Source organism: Clostridium sp. AM25-23AC (assembly GCF_003435125.1).
In the GTDB taxonomy this organism is placed as follows: Bacteria; Bacillota; Clostridia; order Lachnospirales; family Lachnospiraceae; genus Pilosibacter; species Pilosibacter fragilis.
Map to the genome: position 1 here is coordinate 42,464 of NZ_QWGI01000015.1, position 15,669 is coordinate 58,132.

The 15,669-nt window shown below is 49.5% G+C and carries 11 protein-coding genes and 1 riboswitch; of the genes, 2 read left to right on the forward strand and 9 right to left on the reverse strand.

The window, feature by feature from the left end:
- Positions 1-184: 184 nt before the first annotated feature.
- The 7 genes from DW677_RS19195 to DW677_RS10435 form a co-directional block, all read right to left on the reverse strand.
- On the reverse strand, positions 185-2,023 hold the full coding sequence (locus DW677_RS19195) for a substrate-binding domain-containing protein (RefSeq protein ID WP_117504757.1): 1,839 nt from the start codon (positions 2,021-2,023) through the stop codon (positions 185-187).
- A gap of 165 nt (positions 2,024-2,188) precedes the next feature.
- Positions 2,189-3,205, reverse strand: coding sequence for an ABC transporter permease (locus DW677_RS10410; RefSeq protein WP_117504755.1), 1,017 nt, complete (start codon positions 3,203-3,205; stop codon positions 2,189-2,191).
- 14 nt (positions 3,206-3,219) lie between these two features.
- Positions 3,220-4,728, reverse strand: coding sequence for a sugar ABC transporter ATP-binding protein (locus DW677_RS10415; protein WP_117567145.1), 1,509 nt, complete (start codon positions 4,726-4,728; stop codon positions 3,220-3,222).
- 187 nt (positions 4,729-4,915) lie between these two features.
- Positions 4,916-5,779, reverse strand: coding sequence for an ROK family protein (locus DW677_RS10420; protein ID WP_117504751.1), 864 nt, complete (start codon positions 5,777-5,779; stop codon positions 4,916-4,918).
- Between the two features lie 118 nt (positions 5,780-5,897).
- Positions 5,898-7,346, reverse strand: a complete 1,449-nt coding sequence (locus DW677_RS10425; RefSeq protein WP_242992147.1) for an ATP-binding cassette domain-containing protein — start codon at positions 7,344-7,346, stop codon at positions 5,898-5,900.
- Positions 7,343-8,422, reverse strand: coding sequence for a histidine kinase (locus DW677_RS10430; RefSeq protein WP_347473139.1), 1,080 nt, complete (start codon positions 8,420-8,422; stop codon positions 7,343-7,345). Before DW677_RS10430 ends, DW677_RS10425 begins: the two co-directional genes overlap by 4 nt.
- Complete coding sequence (locus DW677_RS10435; RefSeq protein WP_117567148.1) at positions 8,419-10,026, reverse strand: response regulator; 1,608 nt, start codon at positions 10,024-10,026, stop codon at positions 8,419-8,421. The genes DW677_RS10430 and DW677_RS10435 overlap by 4 nt, the downstream gene beginning before the upstream one ends.
- Positions 10,027-10,184: 158 nt before the next feature.
- Positions 10,185-10,264, forward strand: a riboswitch (ZMP/ZTP riboswitch).
- A 256-nt stretch (positions 10,265-10,520) separates the two neighbouring features.
- On the opposite strand from DW677_RS10435, the gene pflB reads away from it, so the two are divergent.
- Entirely contained in the window at positions 10,521-12,824 is a 2,304-nt protein-coding gene (gene pflB / locus DW677_RS10445; protein ID WP_117567150.1) for a formate C-acetyltransferase, read from the forward strand.
- Between the two features lie 194 nt (positions 12,825-13,018).
- Positions 13,019-13,855, forward strand: a complete 837-nt coding sequence (locus DW677_RS10450; RefSeq protein WP_117567153.1) for a radical SAM protein — start codon at positions 13,019-13,021, stop codon at positions 13,853-13,855.
- 178 nt (positions 13,856-14,033) lie between these two features.
- Here DW677_RS10450 and DW677_RS10455 read toward each other — a convergent pair whose 3' ends face one another.
- Together DW677_RS10455 and DW677_RS10460 are read right to left on the reverse strand one after the other, a co-directional pair.
- Complete coding sequence (locus DW677_RS10455) at positions 14,034-14,450, reverse strand: hypothetical protein (protein ID WP_242992148.1); 417 nt, start codon at positions 14,448-14,450, stop codon at positions 14,034-14,036.
- 372 nt (positions 14,451-14,822) lie between these two features.
- Positions 14,823-15,647 carry an Abi family protein gene (locus tag DW677_RS10460; protein WP_117567155.1) on the reverse strand — a complete coding sequence of 275 codons (825 nt, stop codon included), beginning with the start codon at positions 15,645-15,647 and terminating at the stop codon, positions 14,823-14,825.
- Positions 15,648-15,669 lie beyond the last annotated feature (22 nt).

A 15,669-nucleotide genomic window follows, 5' to 3' on the forward strand; every position in this document is an offset into this window, starting at 1 on the left:
ACATGGTTCAGTAACTGTCCGTCGCGCGGAAGCTACCGTTATTTTAATTCATTTTCGTGCCGGTTTCCAGTTTATTTTCCTGCCCGGCACCTTTTCTTTCATTCAGGGCCATCATTCATGCGCTGCACGAACTGTAACCATTGAAATTCTTTATCAGTTCGTAACTGTTCCGTACACAGTTACATCAGTTCTTTTTCAGAACAGATACGCCTGTATCGCTGACAGCGCCGCCGAGTTCTTCGCCCTCTAACGCTCTCACTGCTGCCTTTACGCCCTCTTTACCCATAACATCAGGGTTCTGAGCCATTGTGCAGAGGAGATATCCGTCATTGATGAGGTTCATGATCGCATCGGATTTATCGAAGCCAACGCCTACGATATCTGTCTTTCCGGATGCCTTAATCGCATTACCGGTACCAGTCGTGGAACCTTCGTTGCAGCCGAAGATGCCGACAACGCCCTGTGTGATGTAGTTTTCAGCGATGGTCTGGGACTTCGCTGCATCACCTTCGCCGTACTGAGTCTCCATAAGCTCGTAACCTTTTCCTTCAAATGCGGAGCGGAAACCAGCTTCTCTCTTGACTGTGGAATCTGTTGCTGCGTTTACGTTTACGATACCGATCTTACCGGATGTGATGCCTGCTGCCTCGAGAGCCTTGATCATCTCATCGCCTGCTGTCTTACCAGCTGCCTCGTTGTCTGTGGAGAAGGTTGCCTCTGCCTCTACGTTTGCCGGAGAGTCAACATACACGATCTTCACGCCTGTGGAAGCGGCTTCCTTTAATGCGGAAGAGATCGCGTCCGGGCCGTTTGCCGCTACGATAATTGCCTCATAGCCGCCTGCGACTGCGTTGTTCACACACTCGATCTGCTGAGCATCATCCTTTGTGTTCGGGGACATGAAGCTTACGGTTACGCCAAGTGCCTTTGCCTCTGCTTGAGCGCCCTCATTTAAAGTTACCCAGTGCTGGTCGATGGAGTCCATGGTGATCAGCGCGATCTTCCAGTCCTTTGTTGCTGTCACGTCAGTTGTTCCTGCTGCATCCTCAGTGTTGCCTGCCTTGATGACAGAAACGCCTGTATCCGTTACAAGACCGCCAAATGTCTCACCCTGAAGCGCACGGACAGCTGCCTCAACACCGTCTCTACCCATGAGATCCGGGTTCTGAGCCATTGTGCAGAGAAGATATCCGTCATTGATAAGGTTCATGATCGCGTCGGATTTATCGAAACCAACACCGATGATGCCTGTATTGCCGGATGCCTTGATGGCATTACCGGTACCGGTCGTGGACCCCTCGTTGCAGCCGAAGATGCCGACAACACCCTGTGTGATGTAGTTCTCAGCGATGGTCTGGGACTTCGCTGCGTCACCTTCGCCGTACTGGGTCTCCATGAGCTCAAAGCCTTTTCCTTCGAATGCCTTACGGAATCCGGCTTCTCTCTTGACTGTGGAGTCTGTTGCTGCGTTTACATTTACAATACCGATCTTACCGGATGTGATGCCGGACTCTTCAAGAGCTTTGAGCATCTCTTTACCGGCTGTCTCACCAGCTGCCTCGTTATCGGTAGAGAAGGTTGCCTCTGCCTCCACATTTGCCGGGGAATCAACGTATACGATCTTAATGCCCGCGTCCTTTGCTTCCTTCAGTGCGGAAGAGATCGCGTCCGGGCCGTTTGCCGCTACGATGATCGCCTGATAGCCGCCTGCGACTGCGTTATTTACGCACTCGATCTGCTGAGCGTCATCCTTTGTGTTCGGGGACATGAAGCTTACTGTCACGCCGAGCTCTTTCGCCTCTTCCTGAGCACCCTCGTTTAAGGTTACCCAGTGCTGGTCGATGGAGTCCATGGTGATCAGCGCGATCTTATAATCGCCGACTTCTTTGGACGGAGCACCTGTGGTGGACTCTGCCTCTGCAGACGCAGCTGCGGATTCTGCAGGTTTCTGGCTGGAACAGCCGGTGATGCTGGCTGCCGCAAGGGCTGCACAGCTTAACAGTGCGAACAATCTCTTTTTCATAAAAATCCTCCTTAAGATTTTCTTATATGTAACTCCCGTATATCATGGGAGTTAGATATCCATGTAACGATATTTCCGGACCAGCATCCTGCTTATTCTCATGCAGGACCGCGGACCGACTGTTGCTGCAAAATGCCGCAGACACAAAACAGTTTTTTCTCTGTCTTATTTGGATGCTTTCTTTCCGAAGTTTCCGGAACGAACGACAACATCAAGAAGTACAGAGAATACAACGATGATACCGATGACAAGTCTCTGGATGCCGACCTGTGCACCGATCATGTTCAGACCATTCTCCAGTGTCTGCCATACAGCCGCACCAGCAAAGGTTCCGAGCAGAAGTCCTGTTCCGCCGAGCGGGGAGATGCCGCCGATAACGCCGGCCGCAACGCCGTACATCTCGTACATGTTTCCTGCTTCCATGTTGCCCATTCCTGCCTGTGCGCAGAGGATATAACCAACGACACACGCGCAGACAGCACTTACCAGATATGCCTTAATTGTTGTATTTACAACATTCACACCGGACAGTTTCGCAGCATCCACGTTGGAGCCGATCGCGTAAATATGTCTTCCTGTGCGGGTCTTTGAGAGCAGGAAGAAGAAGATCAGAAAGATCACGAGAGCGATCCAGAAGGTGTTGTAAACACCAAGTGTCTTTCCATAGTAGAAGACGTTCTGGAACTTATCCCCTGCTTCCTTTCCGATACCGGTGGCGATGGCATCCGTGTTTCGGTTGTTATTGACCATGTAGGCAACGCCTCGTGTCACGAACATGGTACCCAGGGTAGCGATGAACGGCGGAAGCTTGAACTTTCCGACTAACATTCCGTTGATCACTCCGGTAACCAGGCAGCACGCCATCGCAACCGCCATCGCAACGAACGGATTGACGCCCATCGCCATCAGGGTTGCCGAGATCATGGCGCTCATTCCGACCATGGAACCGATCGAGAGATCGATGTTTCCGGTGATCAGAAGATAGCTCTGTCCGACGCCGATCAGAAGGTACTTTGACATGGAACGCAGAAGGTTCATGACGTTCTGTCCTGCAAATACTTTACGGTCGATGAGACCGAATGCTACATAGATGATGATCAGTCCCGCGAATGCCGTGATGACCGCGCCCATTCCGCGTGTCCCCAGGATCCGCTTTACTGTACTCTGCTTCTTTTCATTCATTCTCCTGTCCTCCCTCAGCTAACCTGTTGTTTCTTCTCAAATTCGGTAGCGAACTTCAGAACCTCATTCTGGCTTGTCTCCTTCGCCATGACTTCGCCGGTGATCTTTCCGTCGCACATGACGATGACGCGGTCCGCGATTCCCAGGACTTCCGGCATCTCCGAGGAGACGAACATAACGGCAATGCCCTGTTTCTTTAACTGGTTCATCAGGTTGTAGATCTCGACCTTCGCGCCTACATCGATGCCTCGTGTCGGCTCATCGAAGATCACGACTCTGGAATTTCTCGCCAGCCACTTTCCGACAACCACTTTCTGCTGGTTTCCTCCGGAAAGATTGCCCGCGTTGACCTCCACCGTCGGGGTCTTGATCAGGAGGTCCTTCACCGCCTTCTCGCAGAGGTCGTCCTCCTTTTTACTGCTGATCACGCCGAGCTTGCTGCAGATGAGGTCCAGGTTCGGGAGTGCCAGGTTATGACGGATGCTGAGTTTCGTGCAGAGACCGTCTTTTTTCCGGTCCTCCGGCGCCAGTACGATCCCGGCTTTGATCGCGTCCATCGGACAGGTGATCTTCACTTCTTTTCCGTCCAGCCAGATCTCCCCTCTGGTCTTCGGGTCAACTCCGAAGATCGCTCTCGTTGTCTCGGTACGTCCCGCTCCCATCAGTCCCGCGAATCCGACGATCTCGCCCTCATAGAGGGAGAAATTGATGTCGCGGACGAGATGTCCGGCATTTAAGTTTTTCACCTCGAAGATCTTCTTTCCTTTCGGGCAGGAGACTCTCGGGAACTGTTCCTTGATCTCACGGCCGACCATGTTTGCGATGATCTGTTCCATCGTCATATCTGCGAAATTTCCGTCTGTGATATACTGACCGTCACGCATAATCGTCACCCGGTCCACGATGGCCTTCAGCTCCTCCAGACGATGGGAAATATAGACGATTCCGCAGCCGTCTGCCTTTAACTGGCGGATGATCCGGAAGAGCTCCTCGATCTCTTTTGCTGTCAGGGAAGAAGTCGGCTCATCCATGATCAGGATCTTCGCGTGGATCGAAAGTGCCTTCGCGATCTCGACCATCTGCTGTTTGGATACCGGAAGATCGCCGACGGTCTGTCTCGGGTCGATGTCGATCTTCAGATCGCCGAGGATCTTTGCCGCCTCTGCCTCCATCTCCCGGTCATTTAAGACGATCCCGTTGACCTTCTCTCTTCCGAGGAACATGTTTTCCGCGACCGATAAGTGGCGGCACATGTTTAACTCCTGGTGGATGATCGCAACGCCGACGTCCTGTGCCTGCTTCGGCGTCAGATTGTCATATTCCGTTCCGAATATGGTCATCGTTCCGCTGTCTTTTGTATAAACACCGCTTAAGATCTTCATCAGTGTAGATTTTCCTGCTCCGTTCTCCCCGAGAAGCGCCATGACCTCTCCCGACCGGAGTTCGAAATTTACATGATCCAGGGCTTTGACGCCCGGGAATGTCTTGACGATGTCTTTCATTGAAACAATTACTTCGCCCATCTTCTCCCCCACTTTCCAGTTTTGGTTTCTCGTTTGATCCGGTCTACCGGGTCGTTTTATGTGTGCGAAAATATGCCCTGCACATCCTTTTGTGGCTATATTTCTAATGTTTTTCCTGTAACTGCAGGGATTCCGGACAGTTACATTCTTTTTGTGGTTTCTCCGCAAATCCCGGCATTTTCATTTTTTACAGGTTCATGGCGACACAGAGTGCCGCGATATCTCCGATTGATTCCCCGAGTCCCGCCGGAACGATCCGGCAGATCTCTACGCCCGGTTTCAGTGCTTCTTTCCGGATCTTTTCTTCCATGGAAGCTCTCAGATACTTCTCCGCCCGGACGAAAATACTTCCGATGACGATCACCTCCGGATTTAAAAGGTCGATCAGGATCGCCAGCATGCTTCCAAGATGTTCTCCTGTCTGCGCCCAGATCTGCAACGTCTCCGGATCTCCTTCTTCCGCCCGTTTTCCTAGCTCCGCCGCGGTTCCTTTTCCGTACTGGGCGATCCCGCCGCCGCTCACATATCCTTCGTACGAGCCGGACTTTCCGTAGCCAACGTGTCCATCCTCAAAAAGCCGTACATGACCGATCTCCCCGGCCAGCCCGCATGTTCCTTCGTAGAGCTTTCCGTTTAAGATCAGCCCCGCGCCGATCCCGGTCCCGAAGGTAAGAAAGATCATGTTCTCCGCGCCTTTTCCGGCTCCGAACTGCCATTCCGCCACGGCACAGGCATCCGCATCATTTCTTAAATATGCCGGAAGTCCGAACCGCTCCGTCAGCATATCCGTAATCGGAACTTCGTCCCATCCCGGAAGATTCGGAGGTCCCAGGATCACACCCGTCCTGCTGTTTAACGGTCCGCCGCAGCTGACGCCGATCGCTTTCGTCTGATCTGTTTTCAGATCCGCAACGCTCTGAAAGATCATTTCCAGAGTTTCTCCCTTCGTTGTCGTCGCGAATCGCTTCTTTTCAAGGATCGTTCCGTTCTCGTCTCCACGAACGATGGCTGTTTTCGTCCCGCCGATATCGATTCCTATATACTCGTTCATATAGACCTCCCCTGTTAGTTCCATCTTACATGAAAAATGTCCCCCGTAACAGAGGACAATCCTACGGTTATGGGGGACAATATTTTGATGTATACAACAGGACGGGGCAGCTCCAATCCTACCTCACAATTCTCTTAAACTCACTCTTCTCATACACTGCCGCCACCTTCCCCTGCTCCACGACGAGCAGTCGGTCCGAGATATCAAGCGTATCGGAGATACTCGCGGTGATCATGAGTATCGCCGTCCCCTGTTTCTGGATCTGGCGCAGCACATTTAAAATTCTCATGCGGCAGAACATGTCGCCCTTTGCGAGCGGCTGGATGCAGACCATGATCCGCGGACGCAGAAGATTCATCTTATGATAGAGCAGGGCAAACTGGTCTTCCTGCGGAATATCGCGCACACAGGGCGCGTCGATCACCGGCCCCACGAGCGGCAGATATTCTGAATGGATGCTCCTATAGATCTTCCCCGGAATCAGGCTTTTTTTGAGTTTTCGGTCTAGGAGAAATGTCAGGTTCTCCATGTAGCTCCCATCCAGAAACAGCAGCCGGTTTACCCCGTCCGCCGGGATCACGGCGATCCCCTCATCGAGATAATCCGCCGCTTTTTTCTGCGTGTAGGTCACATGTTCCACTGTGATCCATCCTGATCTGCACCGCTTCTTCCCGGTCATCAGATCCATCATGTCCCCTGCGATCTTATTCTCCTTGTCGAGGATCGTCATACACTCACCGCGGTGCAGGATGAAGCGAAGACCATTTAAATTTCCGACTCCCACGGTGTGAAAGTGCAGGATCCCGTCATCCTCGGCATCCTGATCATTCTCCGTGGACATGATCTTCCATTCTGAGATGTACGGTGCCATCTTTTCGTCCGTCATCTCATCCCGCTCAAAGACCTTGTAGATGTGACCGTCCGAAAAAAGTGCGGTCCGGTCCGCGATCTTAAAGAGCTCCTGGTGGTGGTTTCCCACATAGAGCACGGAGATCCCCTCTTTCCGGATCTTCTTTAACATCTGCTGGAACTCGAAGAGCTCATACTGGCTCAAATAGTTCGCCGGGTTATCCACGATAATGAGATGACAGCCCGAAAGCAGCGCCTTTCCGAGCTCCACAAAGCATCTCTCAAGCTCTGTCAGGTTCTCCACTCTCTTTTCCAGGTCCACTTTCAGCCCTTTTTCCTCAAAAAAGCGGACCGCCTGGCTAAAGATCACCTGCTCATTGATAAAATATTTCCGGAAACCTTCCCGCAGGATAAAAAGGTTGTCCACAACGCTGAGTCCCTGCACGAGATGGCTCTTCTGCTCGATCAGCGCCACCTTGTTGGACTCGCCGCTGCTGTAGGCGTAGCTATTTACAACGTTTCCGTCATACCACACGGATCCCAGGCTGATCGGATCGTTCCGGCAGATCAGATCCACCATCTCTTTCTGGCCTTTCCGGTTCCGAGCCACTAGGCCAACGATCTCCCCGGCAAACATCTGGAATTCCAGATCATCCAAGAGCAGCTCTCCGTCCCGTTCAAGATCGACATGCGATATTCGAAGAAGTTCTTTTCTCATCGCCATCCTCCCTGACGATCCCCGTCGCGCACCAGCGGAAGCTCCACTATGACATCAGTTCCGATCCCCTCTTTGCTGTAGACATGGATTCCGTACTCCTCGCCGAAGAGGAGCCTGATCCGCCTGTTCACGTTCACCACCGCGATCCCGCCGCGGGCCGGCTTCTTCTCCTCCTCTTTTTCCGGGACATCTGTCTCCACATCAAGACGGCGCAGTTTTTCATTCAGTTCCTTCAGTTTTTCGTCCGTCATTCCGCGTCCATCATCGGAAATTCTGATGTAGAGCCGTTCCTCACTCGCACTGATCCGGATCACAAGATGACCTTTTCCGATCTTTCGCTCGATCCCGTGGTAGATGGAATTTTCCACGATCGGCTGCAATGTCAGCTTCGGAAGTTTGCACTGCAGAAAATCCATCTCCGTGAAATCGTCGTCCGGATCCCGGTCATACTGGATCTTCAGGTCCAGTTTGGAACCGAATCGGAACTGTTGAATATAGTAATAATTCTCGATATTGGCAAGTTCGTCCTCCAGCGTCACGAGATTTTCCAGGTTTGAGATCGTGTAGCGGAAGAAGGTCGCCAGCGCCTCCGTCATCTCCGCGATGCTGTCCAGCCCCGCGATCAGCGCCTCACTCCGGATCCCCTCCAGCGTGTTGTAGAGGAAATGGGGATTGATCTGGTTCTGAAGCGCCAGATACTCCGCCTGTTTCTTCGAGATCGCGATCAGGTTGTTCCGGTCGATGATCTCGTTCAGGCGCAGGACTGCCTGCTCACTCTCCGGTGAAAACGGATAGCGGACCTTAAAAAGGTCCTCCATGACATAGCCCATGACAAACTGCTCATAGATCTTCCGAGTCTCCCGGTATGGGATCAGCACCGTCCGGTAGACGATCACCGCCAGAGCAGCGGAAAGCGCCGTAAATACAGCCGGGACCATCAGGGACTGCATTTCCCGGATGCACACCACCCACATTCTCACGAGGAATGCCCCGATCAGCCCGGCTGCGAGAAGTGCACACCATTTGATCCGGACGGACAGGTAATTTTTCTCATCGGTATATTTCTTCTCCATCATGAGTACAGCTTTCTGTATTCCTTGGGCTTTAAACCCGCATATTTTGTAAAGGTCTTCGTGAAATACCGCACATCGCTGTAACCGACCTTCCCGCAGATATCGGCCACCGTGTCATTTGTCTCCTTTAAGAGCTTTTTTGCCATGTCCATGCGAACCTTCGAGAGGTATTCCAGAAACGTCATCCCCGTATCCTTTTTAAAGATCGTGCTAAGGTATGTCGGGGAGAGATCCACAACCTGACTGAGTTCTTCCAGCGTCAGCGGCTCTCCAAAATGTTCTTCCACATACTTTTTCACCACGCGGATCGGGCGGTTTTCATCCTGCCGCTTTAACCTTGCTGCCTTCTCATAGGAAGTCGTGATCCGTCTCGTCAGATAATCGAAAAGCTCCGCCGCATCTGCACAGTTGTCGGCACTGACGCTGAAGTTCTCCATAAAGTTCTCTTCCACCGGAAGGCGGTACTTTTTCATAAAAAACAGGTACTGGTTGCAGATCTCCTTCGTCATCTGAAGGATCTCATGACCGCTGATCTCCTTTTCAGCCAGCATTTTCGTTTTCAGATAGATCAGTTCTTCCCGCACTGCAAAGGAATCCAGACTCTCCAGCGTGTGGGCGATCCGGTCATTAAATTTCGCGAAGATCTCACTGTCCGCGAAGGACTCCCCGCTTTCGATCTTTCCTTCCATCAGCTTTCCCGTTCCTGCGAGCAGCCGCTCCTCGATGAGGAGTCTGGCATTTTTCAAGGAACTGCCGATCTCCGGGAGACTTCCCACGCCCTCTCCGAGTGCCAGTGTCACCGACAGGTTCTTTAAAATATCCCCCTGGACCCGAATCTCCGAGAGCAGGGCTTTCATCTGTCTCCGGATCTGCATCCGGTCCTCTGCGTCATAGTTCAGCAGAAAGAAATGGAATCCGTTGAGCTCCGTATTCTCTGTCTCCATGACATAGTCTTTTAAAAATCTTTCCGCCGCAGACTGGACTTTCTCCGCCATAAACTGGACATTCTGCTCCTCGTCGCAGACACGACCGTCCAGTTTTAAGATGGCGATGCAGAATTCCCCCGGCTCAAAACGATAGTGAAATTCCCGGTTGATCTCCAAAAGCGGCTGCGACAGGGTCTCCTTATTTCTTCTCCCCACAAGATCCTGTAAAAAGGCCTGTCTCAGGTTCTTCTCATCGCTTCTGATCGCCAGTCTGGTCTTCTCCTCCTGGCTCAGCTGCTCCGTCTGCACCCGGAAACGGGTGCTGAGGCGTTTTAATGTCTCCGTCAGCTCGTCCTTTTTTATCGGTTTTAAGAGATACGCGTTCACCCCGTACCGGATCGCCATCTGCGCGTATTCAAAATGGCGGTAACCGCTAATGATCACAAACTCTGCCTCCGGAGCTTCCTCTTTTCCCAGCCGGATCAGGTCCAGCCCGTCATATCCCGGCATCCGGATATCCGTGATCACGATATCCGGGTGAAATTCTTTTATTTTTCCCAACGCCTCGATCCCGTTCTCGGCAACTGCGACAACCTCCATCCCAAGCGCATCCCAGTCCACAAGCTTCTCGATCAGCTGGCACACCTTGCTCTCGTCGTCGGCGATCAGTACTCTCAGCATCCGCAATTCCCCCCTGTTTCCCCCGAAAGTAATATAATTTCATTGTACCCCGCATGGGACATTTCCGTCAACCCATATGAATTACTGCCCTTTGCGTTTTTGGTCAGACCTTTTATTTCCACTTGACTTCCCCCACAACATCTGGTATATATAGCTTATACCGATCATATGACTGACGGATAAGTGGATAAACCACGTGAAGTATGATCGAAGAAAGCCGACCGTCTGGGCAATCATAGCGCAGACCGTGGGCTGTTTTTTTGCCCTTTTGTCTGATGGCGCATTCTGCGCCGCGCTGTGATTCTGTAACAGCTGAGATCTCCCTAAAGAGAAAATTTCCCATATGACAGATTTTGATAATGATTCTCATTTAGAGTATTGTTTTTTCCTGTCACGATCTGTTATAATGGCGAAGCATTTCTTCACAACCGAAGATTTCAGAATGATCCCTTTTTAACAATATGTAATAGTAATGGAAACAAGGAGGAACCACCATGTCTGAACAGAATACCAGAAACGGAAACGCTGATGTTTTCAAAAAAGCCTGGAGAGGATTCCAGGGCGCAAAATGGACCGACGAGGTCAATGTCCGCGAATTCATCCAGAATAACTATACCCAGTACGACGGAACCGAGGATTTCCTTGCAGCTCCGACCGAAGCTACCGATAAACTCTGGGGACGTCTTCAGGAGCTCCAGAAAGAGGAACGCAAAAAAGGCGGTGTCTTAGAGTGCGAGACTGAGATCGTGTCCAGCCTGACTTCCTACGGCCCGGGCTATATCGACGAGAGCTTAAAAGACCTCGAGACCATCGTCGGACTCCAGACAGACAAACCGTTAAAACGTGCATTCATGCCTTTCGGCGGAATCAAGATGGCGGAGGAAGCTGCCGAAACTTACGGATATAAGGTAAATGAGAAGTTCCACAAGATCTTCACTGAATACCACAAAACTCACAACCAGGCTGTTTTTGATGCCTACACACCGGAGATGAAGGCTGCCCGCCACTGCCACATCGTAACCGGTCTTCCGGATACCTACGGACGTGGACGTATCGTCGGCGACTACCGCCGTGTGGCCCTCTACGGTATCGACTTCCTGATCGAAGAAAAGAAGAAAGACCTGGATCTCTGCGGAAACGGTGCGATGTACGATGAGATCATCCGCCAGAGAGAGGAGATCGCAGAGCAGATCCGTGCCTTAAAGGGCATGAAAGAGATGGCAAAGATCTACGGCTATGACATTTCCGCTCCGGCAACAAACGCAAAAGAGGCAATCCAGTGGCTTTATTTCGGCTATCTTGCCGCTGTTAAGACTCAGAACGGCGCAGCTATGAGCGTTGGACGTATCTCTACCTTTATCGATATCTACGTAAACCGTGACCTCGAGGAAGGTACACTTACCGAGTCCCAGGCACAGGAGCTGATCGACCATATGACCATGAAATTCCGCATGGTGAAGTTCGCGAGAATTCCGTCCTACAACCAGCTCTTCTCCGGTGATCCGGTTTGGGCGACACTGGAAGTTGCAGGTCTCGGACAGGATGGGCGTCACATGGTAACAAAGACAGACTTCCGTTTCCTCCATACTTTAGAGAACATGGGACCGTCCCCGGAGCCGAACCTGACTGTACTTTACTCCTCCCGTCTCCCGGAGAATTTCAAAAAGTACGCGGCAAAGATCTCCGTTGACACATCCTCAATCCAGTATGAGAATGATGATGTGATGCGTCCGGTATGGGGCGATGACTACAGCATCTGCTGCTGCGTATCCGCTACCCAGACAGGTAAGGAGATGCAGTTCTTCGGAGCACGTGCAAACCTTGCGAAGTGCCTGCTCTACGCGATCAACGGCGGTAAAGACGAGAAGTACAAGACAAAGGACGGAAAGCCGATGCAGGCTGGTCCGGAGTACGCACCGATCACCTCCGAGTATCTTGATTATGACGAGGTGATGCATAAGTATGACCTGATGATGGACTGGCTGGCAGGAATCTATGTAAACATCCTGAACCTGATCCAGTATATGCACGATAAATATTACTATGAGGCAGCCGAGATGGCTCTCATCGATACCGATGTACGGCGTACCTTCGCAACCGGTATCGCAGGCTTCTCCCACGTGGTAGACTCCCTCTCTGCGATCAAGTACGCAAAGGTAAAGGTTGTCCGCGACGAGAACGGTATGGCGACAAGCTTCGTAACAGAGGGTGATTTCCCGCGTTACGGAAACGATGATGACCGTGCGGATGATATCGCGGTTTGGCTGTTAAAGACATTCTTAAAGAAGGTTAAGAAGTACCACACCTACAGAAATTCCGAACCGACTACTTCGATCCTTACGATCACATCCAATGTGGTTTATGGTAAGGCAACAGGCGCTCTTCCGGACGGCCGCGCGGCATTTACTCCATTTGCTCCGGGCGCTACTCCATCCTACGGTGCAGAGCAGAACGGTCTTCTCGCTTCCTTAAACTCTGTCGCAAAGCTTCCGTATGAGTACGCACTCGACGGAATCTCCAACACCGAGACGATCGCTCCGGGTGCTCTCGGACATTCTGAGGATGAGAGAAAGAACAACCTTGTCCATGTTCTCGACGGATATTTTGATCAGGGCGCTCATCACCTCAACGTGAACGTATTCGGTCTTGATAAGCTGAAGGACGCGATGGAACATCCGGAAAAGCCGGAGTACGCAAACTTCACGATCCGTGTTTCCGGTTATGCCGTTAAATTCATTGATCTGACAAGAGAGCAGCAGCTGGATGTCATTGCAAGAACCTGCCACGAGGCGATGTAAAATAAGCAGCAATCGCTCACTAACTTTATCGATTTAAAATCAGCCGGGAATGTTGTTTATTCCCGGCTGAGTCTAAATTATGAAGTTTTTTTCTGGCTTGGCATTGAGATTTTAGTGTTTGCGCTTTTGCACCCACTACTCATTTTACCTTTATTTTTATCCCCGGCAGATTCCGGGAGAAGGGAAACTTTTATATGGAAACAACAGGCTACATTCACTCCATCGACAGTTTTGGTTCCGTAGACGGACCCGGAGTCCGCTTTGTGACTTTTCTTCAGGGCTGCCATATGCGGTGCCGGTATTGTCATAATCCGGATACATGGAAATTAGCGAACGCTGCTGCCGTTTCTGAGCAACAGATCTCCGAAAACGCAGCTCATGCGAATACTGTCCAAAATACAGCTTCTGACAGCGCAGCGCCTTCTTCCGTCTGTAATTATAAAGAAATGACCCCCTCTGCCCTGATCAGACAGGCACTCCGCTACAAGCGCTACTGGGGCAAAGAGGGCGGCATCACGGTCAGTGGAGGCGAACCGCTCTTACAGATCGATTTCATGAATGAGCTTTTCCGCCTTGCAAAAGAAAACGGCGTCGGCACAGTGCTTGACACCGCAGGACAGCCGTTTACAAGAGAAGATCCATTTTTCTCAAAGCTCACCGATCTCATGGAAAATACCGATCTTGTCATGCTGGACTTAAAACACATCGATCCGGAAAAGCACCGCGCTCTCACCGGCCATACCAACGAAAATATTCTGGCCTTCGCCAGATACCTGAATGAGATCGGCAAACCCATGTGGATCCGCCATGTCCTCGTTCCAGGCGTAACCGATGACAATGAGAATCTTCATGGAATCCGTGCGTTTTTAGATACGCTGTCCAATGTAAAAAAAGTGGAAGTTCTTCCGTACCATACACTCGGCATCTACAAATGGGAGTCCCTTGGAATCCCCTACACCTTAAAAGATGTGGATCCGCCGACTGCAGACACGGTGAAGCGGGCAGAAGAAATTCTGGGGTGTTCGAAATAAGTTTTCTGCATACAGACTCTCTGATCTATACCTGCACTTTTCTCTAAAACTTCAGAAATCACAATTTGTTTCTCAAATCACTGTGATTTTCATATTCCTTTTTCTCGCTGTTCATATAAGTAAAACACGTACTGTCTAAAATTGAGCTCTATCCAACTCCAGTCAGTACGTGTTTCTCTTATTTTTTCTGATTATAAATTTTCTTCAAATCCTCAATCGCGAGAACCGGATCCATCGTATGAAACATCATATAATTTCGTTTCATAACTTCGACCGGTGCTTGTTTGTATATCTTTTTGCTATCCTCACCGCTGTAGTAATGCCAATAACGATAAATGTAGCCAATCCAATACAGGACATCTTTTGAAAATACTTCTCCGCCAACCGACACTTTATTGCCAGCATTATCCACAACTTCCTCCAAGAGATATTCTTCCCCTGCCCATTGCATACGATTATATTTTGAGTCAAGCGCTCTTGACACATCTGAATTCATAAACACACGAATGAATTTTATACTATCATACTTCTGATTCGCTGATAGCTCAAATAATCTCCCCTGTATATCACATAATTTTAACGCTATTTCATCCAAATTTGTACCTCTTTTTACCGCAAAACACATTTTCTAAAAAGAAAAGCGGAGCAAACATCGTATCCACAATGCCGCTCCGCAAAAGTTAAACTTTTTCCATGTATCTATATTTTATGCTGTCTTGAACCAATTGTCAACCACTAATTTGAGAAAATTAAATGTACTACTAATCATTGAATTTGATAGATAATACTCCTGATGTTTATTAACTCGTCCCATTAATTTCTGAAGCTCGTCCTCTGCTACTTTCCGTATTCCATCACTCTCAACCATTGTTTTATGTAGATAGAACGTAACTATTCAGTACCTTCATAGTTACGTGCAAAAATCCATTCCAGATCAGCTTCGCTGATGGGATTTTTGCCTTCCAGCCTATGTTTTCTTACGGTCAGCGCAGCAAGTGCGCAGACCTATTGAACAGTTACGATAGAACAATATTACTATTTGCTGAATCCTTGCATTACTCATGCGATTTTTACGAAAATTCATATTCATGCCCTGAATGGTCATAAGTTTGGCGGTAATCGATGCATTGGTTACATTCGTCGAAGTTCTAGCTTTTAAATCATTAAGAATACAGTTATTGTGTGCAGATGCATTTCTAATCTTTTTACATGTTAACAAATTATAGTAATTATCCATCATGTCCCTATCCGTAAATCTTTTTGCACAAAACCCATAGAAATCAACAAATCTTCCCAACGTTATGATTTCTACAAACGCCCATACAGGATAAGCATCATCATACTTTTCAATAATACCACTACAATAAATGCTCCTTCTGCATCTCTCGATTTCACCGTCATATATCTTTTTCTGTCTTTCCGTCAAAGAATTAATATAATCCTGTACGATTTGATAGCCATCCTCATCATACTCATCCAGTTTTCTCAAAAGCTGGAGTTTTGCATGATGCTCGATATCAAGTGCCATATGAACGATTTGATATCGAAGCCTCATGTCTATAATTGCCATATCTACCAGATACGCAAATTCAAGATTTATATATTTTCCTTTATTCTTCCCATCTGGATGTTTGTTATAGTTTTTTCTGTACGCTGTGAGCTTAAAATAATTATTATTTTGTTCTAAATATTTCTTAGCATCACTCTCATCCATAATGTTAAACAGAATACCTTTATCCTTCAAGTGTTCAATTTGCTCATCCAAAGATAACTTAGGTTTCTTTATCGTCATTCTTTAGTCTTCATCCCCCATT